Raw genomic sequence first — 23,729 nt, forward strand, 5'->3', positions numbered from 1 at the left:
ATAATTGGTACGTTATATAAAGGATGAATATTAGAGGTGATAATCTTGAATTATAGAATTGAAAAAGACACGATGGGTGAAATTAAAGTTCCGGTTGATGCCTACTGGGCTGCCCAAACCCAACGTAGTATAGAAAATTTTCAAATTGGGACGGAAAAGATGCCACTTGAGGTAATTGAAGCTTTTGCTATATTAAAAAGAAGTGCAGCCACTACAAATGAAAAGCTTGGAAAATTAAGTGAAAATAAAGCGAAAGCGATTACCAATGCCTGTGATGAAATTTTATTAGGTCGTATTTTTGAGCATTTTCCACTTGTTGTGTGGCAAACAGGTAGTGGGACGCAAAGTAATATGAATGTCAACGAGGTAGTTGCAAACCGTGCGAACAAATGGTTAATGGATCAAGGAATCGACGAGAAAATCCATCCGAATGATGATGTTAATATGAGTCAAAGTTCAAATGACACTTTTCCAACCGCGATGCATATTGCCGGTGTAAAAACAATAAATGAACGTCTAATTCCAGCGATTGATACATTACAAGCAACTTTGCAAGAAAAGGAAAAAGAATTTGATTCAATCGTAAAAATTGGAAGAACTCATCTTCAAGATGCTACTCCATTAACACTTGGTCAGGAAATTAGTGGCTGGGTCCATATGTTAAAGCGTACTAAGGAGATGATCATGGAATCGACTGAAAAAATGCTTGCTCTTGCAATTGGTGGTACAGCAGTTGGCACCGGGATTAATGCTCATCCAATGTTTGGTGAAAATATTTCAAAAGAAATTTCGGAGTACACAAAGCTTTCCTTTTTCTCATCTGAAAATAAATTCCATGCCCTAACCAGTCACGATGAGATTGTTTATGCACATGGAGCTTTAAAAGCATTGGCAGCAGATTTAATGAAAATTGCAAATGATGTTAGATGGCTTGCAAGTGGCCCACGCTGTGGAATTGGAGAAATAATGATACCTGAAAATGAACCAGGAAGCTCAATTATGCCTGGAAAAGTAAATCCCACCCAGAGTGAAGCACTTACAATGGTTGCGGTTCAGGTCATGGGCAATGATGCTACAATCGGAATAGCGGCAAGTCAAGGTAATTTTGAGCTTAATGTATTTAAACCGGTGATTATTTATAATTTACTTCAGTCCGTTAGACTGCTTACTGATTCGATGGTTTCTTTTAATAAAAACTGTGCAATCGGAATTAAAGCAAATGAAGCCATAATCTCTAAAAATCTACAAGATTCATTAATGCTTGTAACAGCCCTCAACCCTTATATTGGTTATGAAAAAGCTGCGACTATCGCAAAGCATGCCCATAAACATAATACCACTTTAAAAGAAGCTGCCTTACAGCTTGGAATGTTAACAAAAGAACAATTTGAGCAATATGTGAACCCTGGGGATATGGTACATCCAAAGGAATGAAAAATAGCCTTCCATTCGGAAGGCTAACCTTTTTACAGCTTAGAAAATTCCTCTACTAATTCATTAAATTTCTTTAGTGAATTTTCAATTGGATGTGGAGTTGTAAGGTCTACCCCTGTCTTTTTCAACAGCTCAAGTGGGTAATCTGAGCTTCCGCTTTGTAAGAATTCAAGATAAGAGGTTAATGTTGTTTCGTCCCCTTCAAGAATCTTCGTCGCGATATGAATGGCTGAAGCAAATCCTGTAGCGTACTTATAAACATAAAACGGACGGTAAAAATGCGGGATTCGTGCCCAACCATATTTGACTTCGTCATCAAACACAAGATCTTCACCATGGTATTCTCTAAACAAACCTTCATATACTTCACTAAAGGATTCTACATTTAACGGCAGTCCTTGTTCAGCCATTTCGTGGGTCTTCTTCTCAAACTCAGCAAACATAACTTGAGTAAATAAAGTCCCTTTAAATTTATCGATATAATGATTGATGAGGAATTTCCTGACCCCCTCATTTTCTTCCGTGTTCAATAGGTAGTTTATTAACAATACCTCGTTAACAGTTGAAGCAACCTCTGCAACAAAAATACTATAACGAGCCGTAATTTGAGGTTGGTTCTCAGAACTTAATTTACTATGAACCCCGTGACCGCATTCATGTACCAACGTAAATAAACTATCTAGGTCATCCTGATGATTTAAAAGTATATATGGATGCACTCCATACACACCTAAATTATAAGCCCCTGAACGCTTTCCAGGTGTCTCCCTAACATCGAAATAACGAGATTTTCTAAATTCCTTAAGTGTTTGAATATAATCATCACCTAATGGAGAAAGTGCCTTACACATAGTTTCGAATGCTTCATCGTAGGAAATATCTTTCTTTGCCCCACTAACAAGTGGTACGCTCAAATCGTATTGGCGAAGCTCATCTAAACCTAATTTTTCCTTGCGAAGCTGCACGTATTTGTGCATAGCTCCGATATTTTTCTTGGTAGTTTCGATTAGATTTTCATAAACGTCTTTTGGAACATTATCCCCGAATAATGCTTTTTCAAGTGCTGATGGATAGTGCCTCAACTTTGAGATTGTGACATTATTTTTAATTGCCGCTGACAATGTCGATGCGATTGAATTTTTTAAGTGTACATATGGCTCATAATAGGCCATATAAGCTTCTCTTCGCTTTTCACGATCCTCATCCTCAATTAGCTTTGCATACATCCCTCTTGTTAGTTCAACCTTTTCACCATTATTCTTCGAAACCTTACCAAAGCGTATGTCAGCATTATTTATCATTCCATACGTCGTACTGGGTGCAGAAAGTGCCTCACCTAAACGTGATAAAATTTCTTCTTGGTCTTTGTTCAATACATGTGACTTATAACGGTAGGATTCTAGCAGTTCTTTTTCAAAATACTGAAGCCCAACTTCTTCGTCAATGTATCGTTTTAATGTTTCTTCATCTAAGCTTAATAAAAATGGCATGAAAAAAGAGTTTGCAGAACTTACCTTGACACTAAGCTGTTTGGCGCGGTCTATGTAAGATTGTGATTTTGTTACTCGGGTGTCTTCATCCACCTTTAACATCGCATAGGCATATAGTTTGTTAAAATGGAAAGACATATTTTCACTCAAGGTTAAATACTCAAATAACGAATGTCCATCATGGATATTTCCATCAAATTTTGCGAGTTCCTCGCCCATTTTTTCAATGTTCCCGTAATCTTCCTCCCATTTATTTAGGTCAGAATAGAGATCATCTAAGTTCCATTTTTCTTGTTCAGGCACTTCATTTCGAGACTTATACGTAGTTGTCATCGCAATTCTCCTTTTGTTAAGATTGAAAAAACCTTTTATTATATAGGAAAGAAATATATGATAAGAAATAGATATGTTTCATTTTATTGTATATGAATTACATAAATTTGTAAAAAACGAAAGGATGTTCATACATGGCGAATATATTGCCTCATATAGATGACTCATCGGGAACAACGTTTCTCCCTCCAAAAGGGGATTATGAAACATTTGTTGACGAAGCCAACTATGAAGAAAAGGTTCGTGAATGGGGTCTTTCAGTTAAAAAAGAGTACTGGTACAAGGAAAGGACTCATCAGCAAATCGTAACGATAAAAGGCTATGAGGTTTACGGTAAGACACAAGAACATAATACAATTGTGCTTGAGTTTGAGGATGGTAATTTAACCTGTATTCACCCTGCCTATTTAAAAGAAATGCAATCACCGAGTTTTGCGAAAACCGCAATTTCTGACACTGGGGTTGTTCCGTTAAAGAAACAGGAAACTGCGAATGAGACTAAAGCTGAAAAACCGGCAGCAACGGAATCAAAGTCAGCTGTTAAAAAGGAACAAGCTGAGAAAAAAACGAAAAAAGAAAAAGCACCAAAAATCGAGCTGCCAACGGACAAAGTTCATTTTACTGCTTCAGTTAAACAAATTGCACTAACATGGAACCATTTTAACGAAGATAACGATGAAGTAATCATACTTGAAAATGTGGTTATTTTGCAGGAAGAACCAATTGAACTTGGACTAGCTTGGTGCTCCCATTCAAAAACTTTAAAGAAATTAGACCTTGAGCCTGGAAATACCCTTGAATTTGATGCAAAAGTTGTGAAAAAGAAATTAGCAAAAGGCAAGGATGTGGATGAAGAGTTCATTATTGAAAATCCAGTTCACTATAAAATCAATAATCCGTCAAAACTTAAGAAAAGCTAAAAGTGATCTTTTAGCTTTTTTTAGTATATTTTTTCTTGTAATGCGCAAGTGTAAGTAGCGGGAAAATATAACGATAACTGTGGTAGTGAATGTAAAAGTCCCCGGCCATGCCTTGCCCTTTCGGATATTGTGTTGTCCAGTCGTCTCGGTTCAAATTCGAAATCAGAAATTGAACCCCTTTATCAATTGTCCTAGTCGGTCGATCACTTGCTGAGATCATAGTATCCACTGCCCAGGCAGTATGTGTTAATGTGCTTGAATTCAATGGAACATATTTATTTTTACTATCGCTTTTACACGACTCTCCCCAGCCGCCATCCTGATTTTGAATAGATCCTAGCCATGCGACAGCTCTCCTAATTGATGAGTGTGTTGGCAAAACGCCAACCGCACGTAAGCCTGTAACTGCTCCCCATGTTCCATAAATATAACAAATTCCCCACCGTCCATACCAGGAGCCATTGTCTTCTTGGTTTTTATATAGCCATTGAATGGCTGATTTAACAGACGGGTGGTCCTTTAGTAGATTCGTATATTTACCAAGAAACTCGAGTGCACGTCCAGTCACATCTGCGGAAGAAGGATCAGTAAGAATGTATTCAGCTTTTTCAATCGGTAAAAAGCTAAGAAGCTTACTATCTGTATTTTTCTCAAATGCTGGCCATCCCCCATCATTATTTTGCATGGATAATAACCACTGTAAACCTCTGTCCCATGATTGCCTATATATTTGTTCTTTTTTAACCATTCTCGCAATAGAACGCAAGGAAGCAGTCGTATCATCAACATCGGGATGAATTGTATTCACGTTTGCAAAGCCCCAGCCACCAGGAAAGCCGGTCGGATTTTGAACTACCCAATCACCGTATTTAACATGCTGCCGCTCCAATAAATAGTGATTCGCATTTTTAATCATAGAATCGGTTGATGGGACACCTGCTTCTTGTAATGCATATCCAAGTAGTGAAGTATTCCATACATCTGCCGTGGTGTATTGCATATGGACATTACCGTTAATGACTGTTTTCATCCCTTTTAAACCGTTTGCTGCGTTGATAATAATTGGATGATTTTTTGGATAGCCCAAGCTAAGTAAGGCAAAAATCATCAGAAATGTAGAGCTAAAATATCCTAGAAATGTTCCATCAGGCTCAATCCTGCGCAGCATGTATTGCTTTGATTGTTCAGTTGCTAGTTGGTGAAGATGAGAAGGCAAGCCTTTTAAATGACTGATTGCGTGTTTGACATTTGAATAAAGTGATCGCCATTCTTGTGAATCTCGGAAATCTAATCCATTTTCATCTCTCTGACCATCTAATAAATTAGGACTTTTCTTTGTTATTAGACTGAATTTTTTGTCTGCAAGAATCATGATTGGTGTTAGATTAGCTCTTCCGAATTCTGAAAAACTATAAAAATGAATCGGAAAGAAGTGTGGCAACAGGATTAGTTCAAGTGGAAGCGGAAAAAAGGTTGGCCACTTTTGCTGACCTGTTAACGCAAGCATAAATTTAGTAAACATATGGATATTCTTAAGTCCACCATTTTTTACAATGAAGTATTTCGCACGTTTCATTTTTGGATCTTTCTTTTCTATATATCCCGAATATAGCAATGCATAATATGCCTCCACAGTCGCAGATATATTTCCATCCCCTTCATCATAAAAAAGCTTCCATGCTCCATTTTCTTCTTGACGACTTAAAATCCGTTCTGTTAATTGTTGAATCAATTTCTCATCATTAATTTCAAGGCTTCTTAATAAGATAATCATATAACAATCCGTCGAAATCCCTGTTTCAAATGGATATTTCCATGCCCCATTGGATGATTGGTCCTTCCTAATGGTGTCAATTAACTGCTGCAAACCATCATTCACCTTGTCAAACATTTGTAACCTCCTTTCATCCTATTCCATACATATTCACTGTAAATTAAGAGAATTCATTGAGGAGGTCAACATCCATGTGTAAACTTTTTAAAAAGAAGAAACTCCCACTCTCTGAATCTCTATTACAAATTAAAAAAGATATAAAGAAACGGCAAAAAAGACCAGTATTATTACCATTGCTTACTTTGGAGGAACAGTTTTTAATTCAGCAAATTAAAGAAATGACGAGAAAACTTAATCAGAATAATGTAACGAGGACAAAAGCTTATCTTGATTTTTATAATGCCCATCCCGAAATACATTGGGCATTCCTTGGCCATATGGTGTCCCGAAATGGTGGATGGAATATGACGGATTTAAAAGGTGGACAGCTTTCAAGGCTTTTAACAAGGAAGGAAGCTCAAGTCTATTTTTCATTTTTAGAACGTGGTAATTGGTTGATTTTTCAGGATGCTTTCCCTCAGTTTTTACTCTATGAAGCAAGTAAACTGTATCAGCAAAATTTATTTTACCTACTCCCCCACTTTCATGTATCTGTTTTTATGGAATCAGTATGGAATGATTTTTGGGTGAGGCAAGATAAGTACACACTAACAGTCGCTCAAATTATAAATGAGCAAAGCTATCTTGAGGACCGGGTAATATCAAATTCACATTATAAAAAAGAAGTCTTTGATACACTGGAATTCAAACTTCAGGATTTGTTGGATTTGAATCATATTTTATTTCCGTTTGAAGAAAAAGGAAAAGTTCGATTAATCGGGCAAACCCTTCATCAATTTAAAAGTGTTCGCGAACGTATTTTGTTAGGCAAACGATTGTATTCCATCTTATTTGCAGATGAAAAACGACTCAAATCAGTGGAAAACTGGGCAAAGAAAGTTCAACATTCTGGTTCGAGAAAGGATTACTGGCCACATATTTTTAATCATGTGGATGAAGGACTACCTGGTTTCTTATTGAAATCACGTGTAAAATCCTGTGAACTGACGAAAGGTTCTCCAAGAATATACAGTCCGAGATTAGAGATGGCTTGGAGAAATAGAAAACATAAGCCTGCTGAAATTGGAGATTGGTACAAGGATTGGGAAATCATTTATTATCTAAAACAGGATAAAGAACTAGTGGATGGAGAGATTCTACATGAATACTGTAAAACCCTTGAAAAATTTGAACTCGCAGCGATTGCTAAAAAAGCCATTTCGATTTTGGACTAATCCAGGACTAATCGTGACCATTTTACTTGGAGCATTAATTGGCACTTATCTAGACCTGTATTATGTCGGAAAAGGTTTTTACTCTTTTCCGTTACGCCCATTTCCGGATGTTTTTTCGATTCATGTAGGCTTTACACTTGTCGGTTTGCCACTCATGCTAGTTGCATTTCTATTTATTTGTGAAAAATTGAATTTCGTAGGAAAGCTTTGTGCTGTGTTGCTCCTTGCGTCAATCATGTCTGCTGGTGAAAAGCTTTCCGAAGGATTAGGTTGGTTTCTTCATGATCCGTCATGGAATCATTTGTATTCATTCTTTGGATATACAATCTACTTATCATTAATGCTCATAGTCTATTTTTCTGTAAGCATGAAAAAAACCTGACTCGGTACGGGTCAGGTTTTGCTATTACGATCCTAAAATAAGTTTACTTCTTTTTTTACTAAGGGTTGCATTTACTCCTTGGCTTTGTAGCTGTAAAAGGATTTGATGGATCGTTTTTTTAGGGTTTGCTTTTTTAACAGGTCCTTCGTCTTTTGACAGTGCTTTGTAATTTGAGGGCTTCATAATCATAAAACTCCTTTAGGAATAAAGATTTCGCTTTTCTCTCTGTTTTTCCTCATTTAAAAATTCAATAAAAAAGTGTAAAGCAAGCTTTGGTTGGTTTTGAAGACGTGAAATATAATCTTGCTGACGTCCGGTTGTTACCACATCACTCTTTTTAATTCTTGTAATGATATATTCAGAAGAAATGGCTTCCATTTCCTTCTTCTTAAATTTTGCTTCCTTTGATAAGGCGAAGCCAATTGCACCAAGGATGGCATAAATAAGAAGTGAAGGAATTGCTTCTTGTGTAAACGGCATGAAAAACAGTAAAAACACTAAGTTAAGAAGTGAAATCGTAATTAACGGAAACGACCAGAACATATATTTTGATGTCTTCATCATGATCGGTGCTATTTTTTTATGTAGCTGTTCGAGTTCCTTTGTAATAAAAATTGGCAAATTCTTTGTTGTCATAATATTCATTATAAACTCCCCTTCCTTTTTTATATGAGAAAAGGCCTATATCACTATTGATATAGGCCGTAAAAAAGCAAAAAAGACCTATACCATGTTTTTGGTAAGGTCTTGCTAACAACGTTAAGGTTGCCAACAAAGCCGAGAGAATAATTCTCTGTATTGACGACTTTGCTGCTAAAGCTACTCCCCTTAGGGTATCCAGTTATTATATACATATATTTTAACATAAAGGCTGGGCTCTAACAACCCTTATCGTCGATTCTTCATTTATTTACCCTCTACTACCATTAAGAACAACTCTTCTAAAGATAAAACCTTTATTTAATATATGGATTAATCGATTCGATCATATTTTGAAGTTCTTTTGATTGGTTATAATACATTTGCTTTGCATTTGGCTCACCTATTCATTAATGATGTCAACGACTTGTCCATCAGTGGACGTTTTTAAATCGGCTACATTTAGCTCGACCTGCATACCAATTTTTCCAGCGCTTACAATAATGCTATCTAGGTTCGAAGCATGAGCATCAATAAATGTAGGATATCCTTTTTTCATACCAATTGGGGAGCAACCACCTCTAATGTATCCCGTATGTTTTAGGATATCCTTTACGGGTACCATTTCGACCTTTTTAACTTCAGCCACTTTTGCTGCTTTTTTAAGATCAAGTTCTTCTTCCACCGGAATTACATACACAAAAATATCTTTGTTATTTCCTTGGACGACCAATGTTTTATAAACCTTTTTAGTATCTAATCCTACCTTTTGGGCAACAGATACTCCATCTATTTTTCCGTCATTGCTTTCATATGTATGGATCTTGTATTCAATCTTTTTCGAATCTAAAATCCTCATGGCATTTGTCTTACCCTTTGCCATTGGTTGGCCTCCTTTTACTTTTGTAAACCGAAAATAGTTTTCTTTCGTTCTTCCTTTTCTGATTCTTTATGGTATTCAAATAATCCAACTTTATTTCCCCACGGGTCTGAAAATGTCGTCCATTTTACTGGGACCTCTTCTCTTGAATATATCTCGAATGGCTCCAATTTTAAATCCCGGATTAGTCTTACACGTTCTTTTTCAAGATTGTCTACTCCTAATCTTAATGGACCGGAACCAAGTGAGGAATTACCTTCTGCTATCTGAAGCCAACAGCCAGGAAGAAGCTCCCACTCGGCAAATCCATCATGTGGAATGTAATCAGGTTTTTTCTGAAGTAGTGTTTCATACCACTTTTGTCCCCTAGAAAAGTCACTGACGCGAAATTGCAAAGTCATTTCATAAATCAAGTAAAACCCTCCCCTATTATATTATCCATAAGTATTCTCTGAAAAATCTTGGATTCCTCTTTTTACAAATAAAAAGCAGACAGTCAATTGGTCTGCCTGCTTCAATTAGGGCTATTTTTCTTTTGTAAAATCTAAAATGCGAATAGGGTTGCCAGAATTGTCTAGATAAATGGCATAGCGGCCTGGTGGGATGTCGTGAGGTTCTCTAACAAATTGAAGATTTTCTTTGTTCTTGTTGTAAAATTCATCTACACTATCGACTAAAAATACCCCACCAGCGGAAAGCCCTTCGTCATCATCCTCAATCATAAGACGAATATCTGTGTTTGGTAAATGTATGGCGGCAGTATGCTCTCCTTCCCTCCATGCTTCTTCAAACCCTAGGTTTTCACGGTAAAATGCAAGAGACTCTTTAAGGTTTTTTACAGGGTGGTACAAGAACATTAATTTCATTTCTCATTCTCCTCCATTAGATAATTTAATTATGTATTACGTAAATGTGTTACGTCAAGCGTAATTCATTTACGTATCTATGTCAATATGTTATTATTAAGATATGAAAGAGTGGATACCAATACCAGGAACGAATAAAGATGCAATACTAAAGGTTGCTTTAGAGGAATTTAGTAGCAACGGATACAAAGTAGTAAATATCACAGAGCTTGCTGAAAAAGCGAATGTGACAACTGGTGCTATTTATCATCATTTTGGGTCAAAAACAAAGCTTTATGAAATTATTCGGGCAGAAATGGAACAAAGGATTTTAGACAGAATGGAGGGTGCCGTATCTTTATTTGAAGATACATTTAGAAAGATTGAAGCTGCAATGATTATTGGTTTAGAGTTTGCAGTAAAAGTTAATATTTGTCGCTTGCTTTGTGAGGAATCTCCGGGAAAAAATAAAGATAAGGTGGAAGCTTTTTTTAACGAAATTAGTTCGGAATCCTCCCTTCCTATTTATATTATTGTTACTGCTTCATGGAGATCAATCTTAAAATCAATTGCAGAAGGTGAAATCACACTTGAACAAGGAAAGCAATTAGTTAAATGGATGTTTAATAAAGAAACGAACTAAAAGCAATGCTTGTGCATTGCTTTTAAATTTACCAATTTTTATTATTCACTAGAGTAGTTATATGCGCTAGATGATGCTTACCATGCCAAGCGCAGAAACCTAAAAAGACGCCTAATTTCATTTCACCACCTTCTGGGTGAACATATGTCAATTGAAAATCATCCATTGAAAAATTTTGTAAAAGTGTGACCCAGCGCTGGTGAACACCGTCAATGATAGCTAATGAAGCATCTACCGGTAAACTAGAATCTGATAGTTTAGCCCATTTCGCTTCATCATAGGGTTTTATAACTGGGTTACGTTCTGTAGCGGCTAACTTAAACCGAATATACGAATTCATCGATGCATCTGCAATATGGTGTACAACTTGGCGAAGTGTCCATCCTCCATTTCGATAAGGTGTATCGAGCTGTTTATCTGTTAACTCTTTCACCACTTTCTTTACTAATGATGGTAAAGTCTCAATTTCCTTTATCCAACTTGCTACTAATTCTTCTGTCAAATCTCCCTCAAACCGGAATTCACCTATCGGATATCGCTCATCCATCATTTGTCCCCTCCCAAAAAATAAAATAATAAAATGCTTAATACTATTTTAACAAAAGTTTTTGAAATTTTCTGTATACATATTGCGGGTAGTTTGAATTGTTTTTATAACGGAGAATAAGCGAATCTTTTGGGATTCGCCTATTTACATGATTTTTACATAAAAGGTACGAGTTCGTGGACCATCAAATTCACAAAAGTAAATTCCTTGCCACGTTCCTAAAAGTAAACGCCTATCTGCGATAATAACATGTTGTGATGCCCCGACTGTACTTGCTTTCATATGGGCAGCCGTGTTTCCTTCCATATGACGGTCAAGTTCATGATGCCAAGGGTACACTTCATCGAACCTACGCAGCATATCCCGTTTTACATCAGGGTCTGCATTTTCATTAATCGTAATTCCAGCCGTTGTATGAGGACAATAGACAATCACTGCTCCCTCTTTAATTCCACTTTCATCAACAACTGCTTGAACTTTATCCGTTACATCAATCATTTGGTCACGATTATTTGTTTGTATAGTGAACTTTTGCAGCATGCTTTCGTTATCTCCTTCGTCAAATTATCCAAAAAATAAATCAAGAATGTTTGATGCAGTCGAGGAATTCTTGCTATAAAATTCGGAGTACCCACAGTTCTTACAATACACCACCGTAAAACGATTTTTTTGAATATCTAACATTTTAGTAAGCCCAGAACCAGTCATCGATACATCTTTTGTTCCAGCATTCGTGCTTCCACATTTAACACAGCCTTTTCTCTCCATAAAATCCCCTCCAATTTTAGTTCTAACACTATTGTTTACGGATTTATTGGAAAATAGTTTCAACTACTTTGTATTTGTAATTTGTACAAGTGCTTCGTCGATTGTTGGATACGTAAATACAAATCCTTCTTTTTCAAGGCGTTCGGGAATAACCCACCTACTTTTTAAAATTAATTCCGTTTCAGTTCTTATAAAAATTGCACCAAGTTCAAGCAGCCAAGCTGGTGAAGGTAAGCCTACATTTCGATTGAAACCTTTTCGGAGACTATTCATCAACTCGCGATTTGTAATTGGATTCGGTGTCGAGCAGTTAAAGACTCCAGTTAAGTGGTTGTGATCACGTATGTAAAGTATAATATTGAACAAATCCTCAATATGAATCCAACTAAATTTTTGAGTACCAGGTCCCTGGATTCCACCCAGACCAAAGCGAACTAGATTTTTATATGGAATCATTACACCCCCACTGGATCCAAGCACGATAGAGATTCTTAGGGCTACCTGCCTAATATTCGGGAATTTATAAGAAAAAAAAGCTTCCTCCCACCTTTTTGCAACATCCACTGAAAAACCAGTGCCAAATTCGCCTGTTTCTTCTGTCATTGGTCTATCTTCTGCATGTCGATAGATTGTTGCTGTGCTGGAATTGATCCATAATTCCGGCGGATTTTTGCATTCTTTGAGAGCACTACCTAAAATTTTTGTAGTTTCCGTTCGTGAAGTGTAAATTTCTTGTTTGTTTTTATCGTTGTATCTGCAGTTAACAGATTTCCCTGCAAGATTAATAAGCATTTCAGAATCCTCGAGTGCTTTTATGATACCTTCTCTATCTTTCCACAAGATATTTGGTGCATTTCTTGAAATGACTTTAACATCATAGCCAAGGTCAGTAAACTTTTTTGAAAAATAAGTACCCACAAAACCAGTACCACCCGCAAGGACAATCTTCTTTTTCATAGCCCCATCCCCTTTTTTATATCTTTTACTAGTTTACCATTATTTGGTGATTATTACGAAAAAGGATTATAATAGATTTGAAACTAATAGGAAGGTTGTGAGGTATGATTTACAAGAAGAGGACAGAATCCATCGACATGAAAATAATGAAGTCCCAAGATGCTCGAATGGATTTGAACATAACAGAGAAGCAGTATTTTTTAAATCAAATTAAGGGTTATGAAGGAGAATTGTTATTTGATTCATTCACAGAAAAGCTAGACTGTGATTGTTTGGTTTTAAATGATTTATTGCTTCAAATTAATAACATTACATTTCAAATTGATAGCCTGTTGCTTACACCCGAGGTACTCTATATATTTGAAGTGAAAAATTACGAAGTTGATTTTTATTACGAATCAGACAGGCTATACAAGAAACCCAAAATAGAAAGGAACAATCCCCTCATCCAGCTTAATCGCAGTGAATCCTTACTTCGCCAATTTCTCCAAAGTCACGGATTTACAATACCAATTCAAGCATATGTTGTCTTTGTTAATCCCTCCTTCACTCTTTACCAAGCACCACTCAATATTCCGATAATCTTCTCAACACAACTAAATGTATTTTTTCAAAATCTTAATAAGTCTACTACAAAATTAAATAATAAACATAAAGTGCTTGCGGAAAAATTAGTTTCATTGCATATGCAGGAGTCTCCCTATAGTGCGCTACCTGGGTATGAGTATGAGCAATTACGAAAAGGGATTTGTTGTGGGAAGTGTGGAAGTTTATCGGTGGAGATTAATGGTAGAAATTGCGTTTGTATAGGCTGTGGTCATAAAGAATTGGTTAATGATGCTGTAATACGCAGCGTGGAGGAATTGAAGCTTTTGTTCCCTGTATATAAGATTAGGACGAATTTGGTTCAGGAGTGGTGCAGGGTTGTGGAGTCGAAGAAGAGAGTCCAAAGAATCCTTGAAAAGAATTATAAAATCGTTAGAAACAATCGGTGGACCTATTACGAATAATAGTGTTTTTCAAGGGTTTGCTATTCGTAGATATTTTATAATAAAACTAACTAGGTTTGTATTTGAGGAGCCGTGTCAGAGACAAAAAGCTGATGAAATTGGCGATGTATGTCTTCGAGATCCAGTCTCAGAGACATTTAACGAGCGGACTAACTTTCTTTTGTCTTTGAGAAGCTCTATCAGGGACAAATAGCTGATAAAATTGCCGGTTTTTGTCTTCGAGAGCTAGTCTCAGAGACATTTAACGAGTAGACTAACTAGAATTTGTCTTTGAGAAGCTGTGTCAGAGACAAAAAGCTGATGAAATTGGCGATCTATGTCTTCGAGAGCTAGTCTCAGAGACATTTTAAAAGCGGACTAACTAGAATTTGTCTTTGAGAACTGGTGTCAGAGACAATTGGCAGACGAAATTGCTAGAGTTTGTATTTGATCCTCAGTCTCATGGACAATTCGAATCCAAAAGCCAAAAAATGTCTTTGTTCGAGATCTGTTGTCAAAAATAAATTTCTATAAAACTAAAACAAGCACCCTCCCGCGGGTGCTTGCCTATCAAATCATTTATATCGACGCTTGTTTATTTATCCATGGATGTAGACGAGCATACAGCAACATGAAGAGTGTTGTTACGATCAATCCTTTTAGTAAGTTAAACGGAAGGATTGCGTAAACCACCATTTTGAGTGTTTCTGGTGATGACATCGCCGGTATATTCAAGAAAAAGTTGAATGCCGGTAGGAAGACATAGTAGTTAAGAACACTCATGATAATCGCCATCATTGCTGTACCGCCAATTAATCCGATAGTTAAGCCTAATTTTGTTTTTAACAGTCTGAAAATGTAGTAGGTTGTTAGGACGAAAATAATCCCAGCTACAAAGTTAGAAATATGGCCGACTGGTACGCCTGTTTCACTGCCGGTGATGAAATAATCAATCATGTTTTTGAATAATTCAACTAATATACCGGCCATCGGTCCAAAAATTAGTGCTGCAAGTAATGCTGGAACATCGCTAAAGTCGACGTTCAAAAAGCTTGGGAATGTTGGCAATGGGAAGTTGAGAAACATTAAAATATACGAAATCGTACTCAACATTGCAATTGCCACAAATTGACGTAAAGGTATTTTTTTCATTTTTTCTTTCCTCTCCTCTTTTGTCGATCCACCTCAAAAGAAGAAAGGTTCGGCTTTTAAGACATACCCAAATAAAAACCCCCAAGAATTAGCTTCTTGAGGGAGTTAATGAAAAGGCATGCTTAATAAACGTTCAATCAATTAAAATTTTTTGAACGCGCAGAACCTCCATCTTCTCCCATCCAGACTATACTGTCGGCTTTGGAATCGCACCAAATCCTGCCTTGCGGCTCGCGGGCTTAGAGAGTACACTCATCACCGCCGGTCGGGATTTTCACCCGGCCCCGAAGATAGATCAATATTTAATTTCACTTTATTTTATCAAGTTTAAGGACTATTGTGAAGCAATATGCTTAAAACAGCTCAAATTCTTATGAAAAGCCCCTACTAAACAAGCGAGAGGCCAAGTTAACTTACTTTCCATCAACGACTTCTTTTAAAATTTCATATGAACGTTTTTGTTTATCCGGATCATAAATGTAAGAAACGGCCATTAGTTCATCGACATTATATTTTTCTTGGAAGCTTGTTAATTGATTGCGAATAGAATCCTTGCTTCCTAACAATGTAACACTTGACATGGAGGTTGCCATTTCTTTTTCTTGTTGGCTCCATAGACCATCCATGCTATCGACTGGTGGCTGTAATGGATTTTGTGTACCACGGACAATGTTTAAGAAAAATTGCTGCATGGTTGTAATTTCTCGTCTTGCATCTTCGTCTGTTTCAGTACCAATAACATTTAGGCAAACCATCATGTAAGGTGAGCTTAAATATTCGGATGGTTCAAATCGATCTCGATAAATGGAGATAGCCTCTTCCATAAATCGTGGTGCAAAGTGTGAAGCAAATGCATATGGGAGTCCTAATTTTGCTGCCAAATAGGCTGAATCCGTTGAAGAACCAAGAATATAGATTGGCACATTAGTACCTACTCCAGGATATGCTTTTACATAGCCTTGACGTTCCATCGGTCCGAAGTATGTTAGTAATGCATTTACATCATTTGGGAAAGTGTAAACAGAGTCATTATTTGATCGTCTTAATGCTCCTGCTGTCATCATGTCAGTTCCAGGAGCTCGACCAAGCCCTAAATCAAGGCGATTTGGATAGATGGTCGCCATTGTTCCGAATTGTTCAGCCACAACTAGTGGTGAATGGTTGGGTAGCATTACACCGCCTGAACCAACTCTGATTTTTTTTGTATGCTCTAAAGTATGTTTAATTAGAATGGGTGTTGCAGAACTGACTAACGTTGGTGAATTGTGATGTTCCGCAATCCAATATCGTGTGTACCCCATTTTTTCAGTAGCTTGAGCTAAATTAATCATTGCATCTATAGCGTCTTTCTGATTTTGCCCTTTACGAATTGGTGCAAGATTTAGAACGGAGACTGGAATATTTATATTTGTCATTTGCATTGTCCTTTCTTCCATTTTTCTTAAGTACTATCTTATCAACTAAGGAGATAGAAACAAACTTTCCTGCTTACACCTATTAAATCATCATTAGCATCTTTGATTTTGTCTACTCCTCTAATTTCGTTACTTTCACCCTCCATATCATGTGATCAAATCCTTCACCCCAGTAATCCTTTAAAACATAATCAGGATTACCAAATTTGTTCTTCCAAATTTTTTGTGCATTCTTATAACCACTATCTAAACAAATATCCTCTATGTTTTTATTTATTAAAGCTGCAAAAAGTGATTGTAACAGCCTATTTCCAATACCTTTCCTTTGAAAGTCCGGATGAACAAATATAGTTCCTACCTCAACAAAATCACATAAGGCACCATTCGTACTTTTACAAATTATGCTGCTTACAGGACCATATTCGATTGTTCCAACTATTATATCGCCATAGGTGGCAATTAGAAAATATCGGTTCTGACCGTCACTTTCATAATCACTTTGTAAATAACTCTTTTTAGTTTCAATTTCTTCGTCAATATCCTTTGTTAAATGACCTATTCCTTCCTTTTCAAAAGTGTCCATAATGACATCTCTAAAAAAGAGATGAAGCTCTTCCAGGTCTTCGACTTTAGGCCTTCTGATTTCTATATTTGTCACTTAGCCGCCCTCCAATGGTTTAAAATTTCTCCATTAACCTTACTAAAATACTCGCATCCAAAATTGGTCATACTAACCAAATGAAGATTTTCAACATGGGAGGTTTATCTGTTGGGACATTCGTGGTTCTCACTTATTCCTTTTTTAATTGTAATCGGAATGGCGATTTGGTTAAAGGATATTTTACCTGGACTCGTTTTAGGGTTGTTAGTTGGCGCGATTCTTGTTACATCTGATGTATTAGGTGGAACCCAACAATCGATTACATACATTGTGACAACTTTATCAGATTCAACCAATATCAAAATCATTAGCTTTTTGTATGTGTTTGGTGGTTTAGTTGGTATGATGAACATCTCAGGTGGGATCAAAGGCTTTACGGAATGGATTGGGCAGAAAATCAATAGTGAACGAGGGCTCCTAGGGTTAATATGGCTAACCCTCCCTTTTACATTTATGATGCCAATGTTTCGGATAATGATGATTGGACCCATTATCAAACAACTAATTAATAAAATGAACCTATCAAAACAAAAGGTTGGCATGACATTAGATATTTCAACCGAATCAGTAATCGTACTTTTACCTGTTGCAACTGCATTCGTAGGATTTATGGTTTCACTTGTTGAAGGTGGGATTAAAGGGCTTGATTTAGGAATGTCCGCCTATGAGGTTTTCCTGTTAAGCATCTTGTTCAATTTTTATGCGATTGTGATGCTTCTTATCGGAATCATTCAAACATTTTGGCCAACCAAAACAAAAACAAAGACTAAGAATGATCATATTGAAGAAGACCATGAGCACGAGTTTCATCGTATTGGGATAAAAAAAGAGCTTTCACTTGTAAAAGCTCAGCCGTGGAATTTAATCTTTCCAGTATTTTTACTTTTAGGATTGTCACTTTATCTTTTATGGGAAGACGGCAGATCACTAGGGGCTCAAACAGTTTTTGAGGCTTTTTCAATGGCTGATGCAACTTTTGTGATGCTATTGGCGGTATTCATTACTCTCATTTTTACATTCATCTTTTATGTGATACGAAAACAAAAATTACATGAAATTATGTATCATTTTTACGATGGTGGAAATCAAATGATGCAAGCGATTACCCTTCTTATTCTGATATGGGCCCTGACATTATCGGCTGAGGAGCTAGGGTTTTCTGCATTTATTAGTTCAAGCTTAGGTTCATTTCTACCTGGCTTTTTAACTCCTGCGACGATTTTTCTAATCGGCTCAATTGTTGGATATTTTATTGGATCTTCATGGGGAACATGGGGGTTATTTATGCCACTTGGGATTGCGTTGGCCCTTTCGACTGGTGCCTCCATCCCTCTAACTGTTGGGGCTGTTTTTGCAAGTGGTGCTTTCGGAGCATTGACTTCACCACTCGGTGATACAACGATTACAACAGCATCGATTTTAGATATGGAACTTGTTGAATATGCACAATACAAATTGAAGCTCTCAGCAATTGGAGGCGTAATTGCCATTATACTATTTGTCGTTGGTGGTTTACTAATCTAAAGAAGACTAAACGAAAATTGTTTAGTCTTCTTCTGGTTTTATAAGTTTCGTTGTTGATATGTTTTAAAAGCAGGGCTTTTTAATACGATTCCAACAATGATAAATCCAAAAATAGAGCCAGCAATTGAGCTGAAAATAAATGCCGGTATGAAACCAAAAAGGGCTGCATCCTGACCAAGAATGAGTGTGGCGATAGGATAACAAGCTATAGCACCTAACAATCCTGTTCCGATAATTTCACCAGTCATTGCCATTGACGCTTTCTTCGTTTTTGAATATAAAAACGCTGCTAAAAACGCTCCTATCATACTTCCGGGAAAGGCAAACAATGAACCCGTTCCTAGCATGTTTCTGAGTAATGATACTGAAAAAGCTTGAAGAACTGCGTATGCTGGGCCTAAGATTACGGCTGAAAGTACATTAATAAAATGCTGCATGGGAAATACCTTTGTAAATCCGATTGGTATTGCAAACAAATGGCTTGTAACAGTTCCAATCGCGACAAGCATCGCAGTTATTGTCATTTTTAATGTTTTACTCATTATAAATCCCCCTATGATTGTTTAATCCATTACTAATCCACCATCAACGACTAGATTCTGTCCTGTTACGCCTTTACTCCAAGGGGATGCAAAGAAAAGGACCGCATTTGCAACATCCTCTGGCGTCGTGACTTTTTGAAGTGGTGTAGAATCCTTGATTAATTGGAAAACCTCTTCAGAAGTTGCAGAGCTTGCATCTGTCGTTTGAAGCAATCCCCCTGAAATCATGTTAACGTTTATTCCATATGCTCCAAGGTCTTTTGCCATATTTCGAGTGAATCCTAGAAGTGCTGCCTTGCTTGTATTGTAATCATGATAAGCGACAACAGGGTTTTGAAAAAGATTTGTACCAATCGTAATAATTCGACCAAAGCCTAGCCCCTTCATGTCAGAAACCGCGGCTTGGGTTGTATGTAAAGCTCCTCGGATTGCACCCTCAAGCTGTGCGTGATAATCAGTCCATGAGATATCCTCTGCGTTTTTTCTTGCGATTGGGTCAAAGCGGAAATTAATTAAGGCATTATTAACAACTGTTGTTATAGGTTGATCAAAATGCTTTCTCGCTTCAACAAATAAGTTCTGTACTTGTTCACGATTCCTCACATCGGCATGAATCGCAAGCGCATTTTCACCAATTTCTTCTTTTAGAGAATGAGCTTTAGCTTCACTTTTGAAATAATTAATAACCACCTTTGCCCCTTCATTAGCAAAAGCTTTTACAATTTCCTTTCCTAATCCACGTGCACCACCGGTAACGAGAATAACCTGATTTTGTAGTAACATTCTAGTAGCCTCCTAATAAAGTAGATAAGAAAAACGCAAAAAGCCAGATCCACATAAATGGACCTGGCATAAGTAGCAAGATAAAATGGAAGTTTTCCACTCTACTTTCCTCCGCCGGTATTACCCGGATCAGGTCCAAAGGGTTAAAAAACGTCCGTTTTTCTCTCAGCCCAACCGGGCACCCCTAGTAGTTTGCGAATATTCTTTTTATAAGCATAGTATGTTCATGCAAAAATGTAAAGGTATTTGATGAACCACCCTTAAATATATTTACTTCCCTCTCTAATACTTAACTTCGACAATGTTGTTTCATTTATAAATTGACGTACTGAATCTGGATTTGTCTTAGAATACTCTCGTAAGGCCCAGCCAATTGCCTTTTGGATGAAAAATTCCTTACTATTTGCATTGGCAGTTATGTATTTGTAAAGGTATGTTTCATTTGTTTCTTCTTTATATTTTAATTGAAACAGAATCGATGAACGTTTTAGCCATATGTTGTCACTGCATGCCCACTTTTCAATCTTATCCTCTATTATACTAGGTGTTTCTATTGCGATTTTGCCAACTAAATGTGGCGCAAGAAGATCAACCGTATCCCACCAAGATTTTGTGGTGATGAGATTTTCAATAAATGCCAAATGGCTGATGTTTATTTTCTTTATCGATTTGACTAAGTAGTCCTGGGCAGCATATTGATATTCTCGTTCATCCTTCATCCACAATTGATTTACAAGCTCAAGATTAATTTCTTGTCGTAAAATACCTGTTTCTTTATAGAAGTCGCGCGTTAATTGCCTTCTTAACGGTGTTTTTATTCCAAGGAATGGGAACAGGTTTTTCATATAATTTTGCATCGGTACTGCATTTCCATCATTGCGATTTTTTTCAAATAATTCTACGAGATAATTTAATTCGTTCATGAGTTGCTCCCTTATTAATCTTTTCCTTTATTGTACTTCATGTCCTTATTTAGGCAAAATAAAAATACTATCTTTTCTATGTAAGTTTACGTAGGAAAAGATAGTATTTTAACCTTATCAAATACGCATTGGCGTATTTGCGCCTGATTTTTTTCGATCATGCTCGAAAAATTGCCTTTGAAAAATCATGGCATCCGCCGGAGGCTTAACTTTATTCAGCCAGGGTTTGCACACTAGAACAAATTAAATATTCATATTCTTCCATATGACTACCTATCTGAGTTGGGACTACTGATGAATAAAGTTATTGCATTTTAATAGGAGTTACGACTGCAAATAGGTTTTCTGTTGGATTGTTAAGATTGACTTCGATTACTTTGTACCCTTCTTTGTCCTTGTAATCATTTGTAACTGGTGTTTTAATCTCGTTGCTCATTTTCATTTACTTCCCTTCTAACTAATTCTCACACAATAAGTAGTATATGATGGGAAAACATAAATGTGCTTACTTTATAAAAAAATTATTACCTTAATTTTTTAATGCTTCGTCACGAACACGGTCCAAAAATTCCTTTACTACATCATTGTTTGTATTTTTACTACTAAGCTTTAACATTGCTCTTCCGACAAAGTTTATTCCCTTGTTTTGTCCTTCGTAGATAAACTTGGTGTGTGACTCGTCAATTTTTAATAGTGTAAAAGATGTGGTAATTTCGAAGGCTTTCCCTAATACGAAGCTTGTTTGTTTTACCTTTTTATCTTTTGTATTTTCATATTGTGTAGTTTCGACTATGTAGGTTTCTACACGCTTTCCTTCTCGGTATTTCTGTTGGTGCTTTGCCCCAACCTCTACTTCTGTCTTCTCGATTAAGGTATGCTCCTCTACTTTCGGCATAATTTTCTTTATATTTTTATCAGAAAATAGATCCCATACCATTTCAATGTTCGCCTCGATTATTGTTTCTTCCTTCCATTCAATCATTTCTTTTCCTCCCTACCAGATGCGAGAAATTCATCAATCTCTTCTATTTGATGACGTAGTTCCGCAATTTCCTTTTCAATTTTATTTCTCTTTTGGACAAGTAAATGTTCTATATTTGTAAATGATTCATCATCCATGACAGAGATCATTTCTTGGATAGAAAAACCTAGTTTTCTTAGTTTATCTAACAGGACTGCTAAGAAAAAGCTTCCATCATCATAATAACGATATTTGTTTTTCGGATCTATATAAGCTGGTTCTAGAAGTTTAACTTCTGCATAATATCGCAAAGTTTCCTTACTTAATCCGGTTAATTCAGCAAATTCACTAATTTTATACATCCTCGTCCTCCCCTAATATCTTAAAGTATGGGGTGCACCACTTGGTCAACACTTTCATTAAAATTTTAAAAAGGTTGTCCTTTTAGTAGTTCTTATTAACAGATTTCTTATTAATATTTTATTAGTAGAATGTATTTAAAGAAAGGTCGTAGCTTGTTATTAAGTCTAACCATATAAATTTGTCTTCTACCTACTAGATTTCTTTTTATTTGAGCAACATGAGTAAAATCAATCCAGAAAAGCCATATTAGTATAATAATAAAAGGGAAAGGATGGAAGTTTATGAAGAAAGATGAACATTTGAAGAACCAGGTTCTTTATATTACAAATCCTGCTTACGATACATTACATTCAGAAAATCTTTTAGAGGAAAATGATGAAGAAAATCATCGCGAACAAATGGATATAGAAAAATAACATTAAAAAGGAGTACAATACAGTCATTGTTCTCCTTTGAGTCAATCAATCGATTGGTGTAATTTCTACATTTAAGACGCCAACACTTGGCGATGCACCTAACGCTTCAAACGCTTTACGGTGTAAATTGATTCGATTTGCTGGATATTTCTTCACCTGATCTATTACTGTTACAATTATATCTTGATTTGGAATAAACGACACATTTCGAATGCGTAATTGCTGACCACATTTAAATGGGCTATTTTCCCCTACCGCTACAGTCATGTTGTTATCATAGGACCATCCAATTTCACATTTTGTTGGTGTTCCGCCCCATGTCCAAGTAGCTTTTCCTAATATCGTTTCGGGATTTCGATTCGAATCCCATCCATAGTACGGTTCCGGGTACTGTGGCACGTATTGTTGGTAATAGTATTCATCATACATAGTCCGTGGTTCTAAGTATCCGTGACAATAAGGGCAATAATAACCAGTCGTATGTCTTGTCATCTCTTTCCTTCTCCTTTAAACCCATATTTCTAATTACTTCGTCTACTTAAATGTATGTAAAACGACTAGTATTGGTTCCTAATGGAGAGTGATACAAAGGTTTTATTACTGGTCCTGCAAGCGAAATAAATCAAGCAGGTCTGTTTTATTCGAAACTAGATCCTCTAATGTATACCCATATAACACATTTATGAATGCCTGTAATGCTTCGTTGAGGGCATGTTTTAGTTTACAGGATGGTGAAATGGAGCAATAGCCTCCTCCTTCTTTAAAGCAGTCAACGATATTAAAGTCGTCTTCTGTATTCGACACGACTTCCCCAATATTAATATCCTTCGGATGCATTGCAAGCCTAAAGCCCCCATTACGTCCGCGAATGGTTTTGATATACTCTAGTTTTCCTAAATGATGAATGATCTTCATTAAATGGTTTTTTGATATATTGTAAGCTTCTGCAATTTCTTGTATTGTGCATAATTCTTCTTCATTTTTCATAGCCAAATACATTAAAACACGTAAAGAATAATCCGTATAATTTGTTAACTTCATGTTAAAAAACTCC

General features: G+C 36.5%; 30 protein-coding genes and 2 riboswitches. Of the genes, 8 read left to right on the forward strand and 22 right to left on the reverse strand.

The genetic code is table 11. From position 1 onward, the window contains the following. Positions 1 to 45 precede the first annotated feature (45 nt). Complete coding sequence (gene fumC, locus V7097_RS14810; protein WP_335704401.1) at positions 46 to 1,434, forward strand: class II fumarate hydratase; 1,389 nt, start codon at positions 46 to 48, stop codon at positions 1,432 to 1,434. Positions 1,435 to 1,466: 32 nt separating this feature from the next. Here the strand turns inward: fumC and pepF are convergent, their stop codons facing one another. Beyond that, positions 1,467 to 3,257, reverse strand: coding sequence for an oligoendopeptidase F (gene pepF / locus V7097_RS14815; RefSeq protein WP_335704402.1), 1,791 nt, complete (start codon positions 3,255 to 3,257; stop codon positions 1,467 to 1,469). A 134-nt stretch (positions 3,258 to 3,391) separates the two neighbouring features. Between pepF and V7097_RS14820 the strand changes: the two genes are divergently transcribed. Then, entirely contained in the window at positions 3,392 to 4,177 is a 786-nt protein-coding gene (locus V7097_RS14820; RefSeq protein ID WP_335704403.1) for a hypothetical protein, read from the forward strand. 10 nt (positions 4,178 to 4,187) lie between these two features. Here V7097_RS14820 and shc read toward each other — a convergent pair whose 3' ends face one another. Then, the gene (gene shc, locus V7097_RS14825; RefSeq protein WP_335704404.1) at positions 4,188 to 6,068 is read right to left on the reverse strand and encodes a squalene--hopene cyclase; all 1,881 of its coding nucleotides are present in this window, start codon (positions 6,066 to 6,068) and stop codon (positions 4,188 to 4,190) included. A 74-nt stretch (positions 6,069 to 6,142) separates the two neighbouring features. Between shc and V7097_RS14830 the strand changes: the two genes are divergently transcribed. Together V7097_RS14830 and V7097_RS14835 are read left to right on the forward strand one after the other, a co-directional pair. Then, positions 6,143 to 7,285, forward strand: coding sequence for a DUF2515 domain-containing protein (locus V7097_RS14830; protein ID WP_335704405.1), 1,143 nt, complete (start codon positions 6,143 to 6,145; stop codon positions 7,283 to 7,285). After that, positions 7,212 to 7,667: a CBO0543 family protein gene (locus tag V7097_RS14835; protein ID WP_335704406.1), complete on the forward strand. Its 456-nt coding sequence runs from the start codon at positions 7,212 to 7,214 to the stop codon at positions 7,665 to 7,667. The genes V7097_RS14830 and V7097_RS14835 overlap by 74 nt, the downstream gene beginning before the upstream one ends. 24 nt (positions 7,668 to 7,691) lie before the next feature. Here the strand turns inward: V7097_RS14835 and V7097_RS14840 are convergent, their stop codons facing one another. From V7097_RS14840 to V7097_RS14860, 5 genes are all read right to left on the reverse strand, one after another. Beyond that, positions 7,692 to 7,850 (reverse strand): hypothetical protein, encoded by a 159-nt coding sequence (locus V7097_RS14840; protein WP_335704407.1) that lies wholly within the window; start codon positions 7,848 to 7,850, stop codon positions 7,692 to 7,694. Between the two features lie 15 nt (positions 7,851 to 7,865). Continuing rightward, positions 7,866 to 8,312, reverse strand: coding sequence for a DUF5392 family protein (locus V7097_RS14845; RefSeq protein ID WP_335704408.1), 447 nt, complete (start codon positions 8,310 to 8,312; stop codon positions 7,866 to 7,868). A 397-nt stretch (positions 8,313 to 8,709) separates the two neighbouring features. Then, the gene (gene ybaK, locus V7097_RS14850) at positions 8,710 to 9,189 is read right to left on the reverse strand and encodes a Cys-tRNA(Pro) deacylase (protein WP_335704409.1); all 480 of its coding nucleotides are present in this window, start codon (positions 9,187 to 9,189) and stop codon (positions 8,710 to 8,712) included. Positions 9,190 to 9,203: 14 nt separating this feature from the next. Next, positions 9,204 to 9,599: a VOC family protein gene (locus V7097_RS14855; RefSeq protein WP_335704410.1), complete on the reverse strand. Its 396-nt coding sequence runs from the start codon at positions 9,597 to 9,599 to the stop codon at positions 9,204 to 9,206. Between the two features lie 111 nt (positions 9,600 to 9,710). Further along, positions 9,711 to 10,052 (reverse strand): VOC family protein, encoded by a 342-nt coding sequence (locus V7097_RS14860; RefSeq protein ID WP_335704411.1) that lies wholly within the window; start codon positions 10,050 to 10,052, stop codon positions 9,711 to 9,713. Between the two features lie 103 nt (positions 10,053 to 10,155). On the opposite strand from V7097_RS14860, the gene V7097_RS14865 reads away from it, so the two are divergent. Next, positions 10,156 to 10,674 carry a TetR/AcrR family transcriptional regulator gene (locus V7097_RS14865; RefSeq protein ID WP_335704412.1) on the forward strand — a complete coding sequence of 173 codons (519 nt, stop codon included), beginning with the start codon at positions 10,156 to 10,158 and terminating at the stop codon, positions 10,672 to 10,674. A 28-nt stretch (positions 10,675 to 10,702) separates the two neighbouring features. Here V7097_RS14865 and V7097_RS14870 read toward each other — a convergent pair whose 3' ends face one another. The 4 genes from V7097_RS14870 to V7097_RS14885 form a co-directional block, all read right to left on the reverse strand. Further along, positions 10,703 to 11,224 carry a YfiT family bacillithiol transferase gene (locus V7097_RS14870; protein WP_335704413.1) on the reverse strand — a complete coding sequence of 174 codons (522 nt, stop codon included), beginning with the start codon at positions 11,222 to 11,224 and terminating at the stop codon, positions 10,703 to 10,705. Between the two features lie 141 nt (positions 11,225 to 11,365). Then, positions 11,366 to 11,761 (reverse strand): secondary thiamine-phosphate synthase enzyme YjbQ, encoded by a 396-nt coding sequence (locus V7097_RS14875; protein ID WP_335704414.1) that lies wholly within the window; start codon positions 11,759 to 11,761, stop codon positions 11,366 to 11,368. 24 nt (positions 11,762 to 11,785) lie between these two features. Continuing rightward, positions 11,786 to 11,989 (reverse strand): zinc ribbon domain-containing protein, encoded by a 204-nt coding sequence (locus V7097_RS14880; protein WP_335704415.1) that lies wholly within the window; start codon positions 11,987 to 11,989, stop codon positions 11,786 to 11,788. 63 nt (positions 11,990 to 12,052) lie between these two features. Next, positions 12,053 to 12,946 (reverse strand): TIGR01777 family oxidoreductase, encoded by an 894-nt coding sequence (locus tag V7097_RS14885; protein ID WP_335704416.1) that lies wholly within the window; start codon positions 12,944 to 12,946, stop codon positions 12,053 to 12,055. Between the two features lie 104 nt (positions 12,947 to 13,050). On the opposite strand from V7097_RS14885, the gene V7097_RS14890 reads away from it, so the two are divergent. Beyond that, positions 13,051 to 13,956, forward strand: coding sequence for a nuclease-related domain-containing protein (locus tag V7097_RS14890; protein WP_335704417.1), 906 nt, complete (start codon positions 13,051 to 13,053; stop codon positions 13,954 to 13,956). Between the two features lie 558 nt (positions 13,957 to 14,514). On the opposite strand, the gene V7097_RS14895 is transcribed toward V7097_RS14890, so the two are convergent. The 3 genes from V7097_RS14895 to V7097_RS14905 all read right to left on the reverse strand — a co-directional run bounded on the left by V7097_RS14895 (position 14,515) and on the right by V7097_RS14905 (position 17,160). Next, entirely contained in the window at positions 14,515 to 15,087 is a 573-nt protein-coding gene (locus tag V7097_RS14895) for an ECF transporter S component (protein WP_335704418.1), read from the reverse strand. Positions 15,088 to 15,253: 166 nt separating this feature from the next. After that, positions 15,254 to 15,383, reverse strand: a riboswitch (FMN riboswitch). A 117-nt stretch (positions 15,384 to 15,500) separates the two neighbouring features. Beyond that, positions 15,501 to 16,502, reverse strand: a complete 1,002-nt coding sequence (locus V7097_RS14900) for an LLM class flavin-dependent oxidoreductase (protein ID WP_335704549.1) — start codon at positions 16,500 to 16,502, stop codon at positions 15,501 to 15,503. 112 nt (positions 16,503 to 16,614) lie between these two features. Further along, entirely contained in the window at positions 16,615 to 17,160 is a 546-nt protein-coding gene (locus V7097_RS14905; protein ID WP_335704419.1) for a GNAT family N-acetyltransferase, read from the reverse strand. 111 nt (positions 17,161 to 17,271) lie between these two features. Between V7097_RS14905 and V7097_RS14910 the strand changes: the two genes are divergently transcribed. Then, on the forward strand, positions 17,272 to 18,687 hold the full coding sequence (locus V7097_RS14910) for a Na+/H+ antiporter NhaC family protein (RefSeq protein WP_335704420.1): 1,416 nt from the start codon (positions 17,272 to 17,274) through the stop codon (positions 18,685 to 18,687). 38 nt (positions 18,688 to 18,725) lie between these two features. Here V7097_RS14910 and thiW read toward each other — a convergent pair whose 3' ends face one another. From thiW to V7097_RS14940, 6 genes are all read right to left on the reverse strand, one after another. Further along, positions 18,726 to 19,229, reverse strand: coding sequence for an energy coupling factor transporter S component ThiW (thiW, locus tag V7097_RS14915; protein WP_335704421.1), 504 nt, complete (start codon positions 19,227 to 19,229; stop codon positions 18,726 to 18,728). A gap of 21 nt (positions 19,230 to 19,250) precedes the next feature. Next, positions 19,251 to 20,012, reverse strand: a complete 762-nt coding sequence (locus V7097_RS14920; protein WP_335704422.1) for a 3-oxoacyl-ACP reductase — start codon at positions 20,010 to 20,012, stop codon at positions 19,251 to 19,253. Between the two features lie 89 nt (positions 20,013 to 20,101). After that, positions 20,102 to 20,208: riboswitch (TPP riboswitch) on the reverse strand. A 64-nt stretch (positions 20,209 to 20,272) separates the two neighbouring features. Next, positions 20,273 to 20,935 carry a DNA alkylation repair protein gene (locus V7097_RS14925; protein ID WP_335704423.1) on the reverse strand — a complete coding sequence of 221 codons (663 nt, stop codon included), beginning with the start codon at positions 20,933 to 20,935 and terminating at the stop codon, positions 20,273 to 20,275. A gap of 304 nt (positions 20,936 to 21,239) precedes the next feature. Beyond that, positions 21,240 to 21,377 carry a hypothetical protein gene (locus V7097_RS14930; RefSeq protein ID WP_335704424.1) on the reverse strand — a complete coding sequence of 46 codons (138 nt, stop codon included), beginning with the start codon at positions 21,375 to 21,377 and terminating at the stop codon, positions 21,240 to 21,242. Positions 21,378 to 21,464: 87 nt separating this feature from the next. Then, positions 21,465 to 21,917, reverse strand: coding sequence for an SRPBCC family protein (locus V7097_RS14935; protein ID WP_335704425.1), 453 nt, complete (start codon positions 21,915 to 21,917; stop codon positions 21,465 to 21,467). Beyond that, positions 21,914 to 22,258: a MerR family transcriptional regulator gene (locus V7097_RS14940; RefSeq protein ID WP_335704426.1), complete on the reverse strand. Its 345-nt coding sequence runs from the start codon at positions 22,256 to 22,258 to the stop codon at positions 21,914 to 21,916. Before V7097_RS14940 ends, V7097_RS14935 begins: the two co-directional genes overlap by 4 nt. A gap of 282 nt (positions 22,259 to 22,540) precedes the next feature. Between V7097_RS14940 and V7097_RS14945 the strand changes: the two genes are divergently transcribed. Then, positions 22,541 to 22,675, forward strand: coding sequence for a hypothetical protein (locus V7097_RS14945; RefSeq protein ID WP_335704427.1), 135 nt, complete (start codon positions 22,541 to 22,543; stop codon positions 22,673 to 22,675). Positions 22,676 to 22,720: 45 nt separating this feature from the next. Here the strand turns inward: V7097_RS14945 and V7097_RS14950 are convergent, their stop codons facing one another. Further along, entirely contained in the window at positions 22,721 to 23,167 is a 447-nt protein-coding gene (locus tag V7097_RS14950; protein ID WP_335704428.1) for an RlpA-like double-psi beta-barrel domain-containing protein, read from the reverse strand. A gap of 105 nt (positions 23,168 to 23,272) precedes the next feature. Continuing rightward, positions 23,273 to 23,716, reverse strand: a complete 444-nt coding sequence (locus V7097_RS14955) for an RrF2 family transcriptional regulator (RefSeq protein WP_335704429.1) — start codon at positions 23,714 to 23,716, stop codon at positions 23,273 to 23,275. Positions 23,717 to 23,729 lie beyond the last annotated feature (13 nt).

The organism is Bacillus sp. JJ1562, from assembly GCF_036962705.1.
Lineage (GTDB): Bacteria > Bacillota > Bacilli > Bacillales > Bacillaceae_L > Ferdinandcohnia.

Bases quoted from the DNA above. Each gene is read 5' to 3' on its own strand.
- V7097_RS14885 (WP_335704416.1), bottom strand. From the start codon at position 12,946: ATGAAAAAGAAGATTGTCCTTGCGGGTGGTACTGGTTTTGTGGGTACT.
- shc (WP_335704404.1), bottom strand. From the start codon at position 6,068: ATGTTTGACAAGGTGAATGATGGTTTGCAGCAGTTAATTGACACCATT.
- V7097_RS14890 (WP_335704417.1), top strand. From the start codon at position 13,051: ATGATTTACAAGAAGAGGACAGAATCCATCGACATGAAAATAATGAAG.
- V7097_RS14925 (WP_335704423.1), bottom strand. From the start codon at position 20,935: ATGAACGAATTAAATTATCTCGTAGAATTATTTGAAAAAAATCGCAAT.
- V7097_RS14870 (WP_335704413.1), bottom strand. From the start codon at position 11,224: ATGATGGATGAGCGATATCCGATAGGTGAATTCCGGTTTGAGGGAGAT.
- V7097_RS14845 (WP_335704408.1), bottom strand. From the start codon at position 8,312: ATGAATATTATGACAACAAAGAATTTGCCAATTTTTATTACAAAGGAA.
- thiW (WP_335704421.1), bottom strand. From the start codon at position 19,229: ATGAGTAAAACATTAAAAATGACAATAACTGCGATGCTTGTCGCGATT.
- pepF (WP_335704402.1), bottom strand. From the start codon at position 3,257: ATGACAACTACGTATAAGTCTCGAAATGAAGTGCCTGAACAAGAAAAA.
- V7097_RS14945 (WP_335704427.1), top strand. From the start codon at position 22,541: ATGAAGAAAGATGAACATTTGAAGAACCAGGTTCTTTATATTACAAAT.
- ybaK (WP_335704409.1), bottom strand. From the start codon at position 9,189: ATGGCAAAGGGTAAGACAAATGCCATGAGGATTTTAGATTCGAAAAAG.
- V7097_RS14860 (WP_335704411.1), bottom strand. From the start codon at position 10,052: ATGAAATTAATGTTCTTGTACCACCCTGTAAAAAACCTTAAAGAGTCT.
- V7097_RS14840 (WP_335704407.1), bottom strand. From the start codon at position 7,850: ATGAAGCCCTCAAATTACAAAGCACTGTCAAAAGACGAAGGACCTGTT.
- V7097_RS14950 (WP_335704428.1), bottom strand. From the start codon at position 23,167: ATGACAAGACATACGACTGGTTATTATTGCCCTTATTGTCACGGATAC.
- V7097_RS14875 (WP_335704414.1), bottom strand. From the start codon at position 11,761: ATGCTGCAAAAGTTCACTATACAAACAAATAATCGTGACCAAATGATT.
- V7097_RS14955 (WP_335704429.1), bottom strand. From the start codon at position 23,716: ATGAAGTTAACAAATTATACGGATTATTCTTTACGTGTTTTAATGTAT.
- V7097_RS14865 (WP_335704412.1), top strand. From the start codon at position 10,156: ATGAAAGAGTGGATACCAATACCAGGAACGAATAAAGATGCAATACTA.
- V7097_RS14940 (WP_335704426.1), bottom strand. From the start codon at position 22,258: ATGTATAAAATTAGTGAATTTGCTGAATTAACCGGATTAAGTAAGGAA.
- V7097_RS14880 (WP_335704415.1), bottom strand. From the start codon at position 11,989: ATGGAGAGAAAAGGCTGTGTTAAATGTGGAAGCACGAATGCTGGAACA.
- V7097_RS14935 (WP_335704425.1), bottom strand. From the start codon at position 21,917: ATGATTGAATGGAAGGAAGAAACAATAATCGAGGCGAACATTGAAATG.
- V7097_RS14920 (WP_335704422.1), bottom strand. From the start codon at position 20,012: ATGTTACTACAAAATCAGGTTATTCTCGTTACCGGTGGTGCACGTGGA.
- V7097_RS14900 (WP_335704549.1), bottom strand. From the start codon at position 16,502: ATGACAAATATAAATATTCCAGTCTCCGTTCTAAATCTTGCACCAATT.
- V7097_RS14820 (WP_335704403.1), top strand. From the start codon at position 3,392: ATGGCGAATATATTGCCTCATATAGATGACTCATCGGGAACAACGTTT.
- V7097_RS14930 (WP_335704424.1), bottom strand. From the start codon at position 21,377: ATGAAAATGAGCAACGAGATTAAAACACCAGTTACAAATGATTACAAG.
- V7097_RS14830 (WP_335704405.1), top strand. From the start codon at position 6,143: ATGTGTAAACTTTTTAAAAAGAAGAAACTCCCACTCTCTGAATCTCTA.
- V7097_RS14895 (WP_335704418.1), bottom strand. From the start codon at position 15,087: ATGAAAAAAATACCTTTACGTCAATTTGTGGCAATTGCAATGTTGAGT.
- V7097_RS14835 (WP_335704406.1), top strand. From the start codon at position 7,212: ATGAATACTGTAAAACCCTTGAAAAATTTGAACTCGCAGCGATTGCTA.